The 802-nt window shown below is 40.6% G+C and carries 1 protein-coding gene; it reads left to right on the forward strand.

Translation table 11 applies throughout. The features are described from left to right. Positions 1-802: phage major tropism determinant (locus BN202_RS10035; protein WP_019220306.1), on the forward strand; the 802-nt coding region annotated here is incomplete at both ends.

Consider the following 802-nt stretch of genomic DNA (forward strand, 5'->3'; position numbering starts at 1 on the left):
CCGCGAGCAAAGCAGAGACTTTAGGCTATCAAGCTTTAAATAAAGCAGGAGATGCAAAACAAGCGGCAGATGGCGCTAAGACTACAGCAAGTTTAGCAGAGCGAACAGGGGAAGAAGCCAAGAAAGCAGCCGGTAAAGCAGAGACACGAGCCAATGAAGCTAAGAATGAAGCAGGTCAAGCCAAGCAGCTAGCCAATAGTGCGAAATTGACAGCAGAGAGTGCGAAAAGCCTTTCCGAACAAACAAAACAGTCTTTAAATAAGACAAATCAAGAACTTGTTGGTATCAAAAACTCTTTAGCAACTACAACAGCGATGGCAAATTCTGCGAAGAGTACAGCAACGCTAGCTCAGACAGAAGCCTCTCAGGCAAAAGTGCTAACGCAAGAAATAAACAATTTAATTAAACAGTCTAATTTAACGGTTCTTTCAATTTCCACACCGTTTCTTGTAGCGACAGGGAAAAAACAACTTACCTTGAAAAAGGGAACATGCATGGTTTTGCCACGAGACAATGATTTTTTTATTCAAAGTTATAAGGTAGATAAAATCATAAATATTTCTTCTCTTACGGCAGGTAAGGATTATTATATTTATTGGGTGTATGATGCGAAACAGTTTGACAAATTTGTTTTATCAGGAAACTCTACCTATCCTACGGGTTACACAGCAAGTAATTCACGCAAGATAGGAGGGTTTCATACGCTTTGTGCGGATGTTGATACAATTTCTGGTCACCCATTGTCTGGTTATAGAGCAGGGGATATTTTACCCAATTCCGTTTGGTGTCTCAATCACCGTCC

The sequence above is a fragment of the Bartonella florencae genome, assembly GCF_000312525.1.
In the GTDB taxonomy this organism is placed as follows: Bacteria; Pseudomonadota; Alphaproteobacteria; order Rhizobiales; family Rhizobiaceae; genus Bartonella; species Bartonella florencae.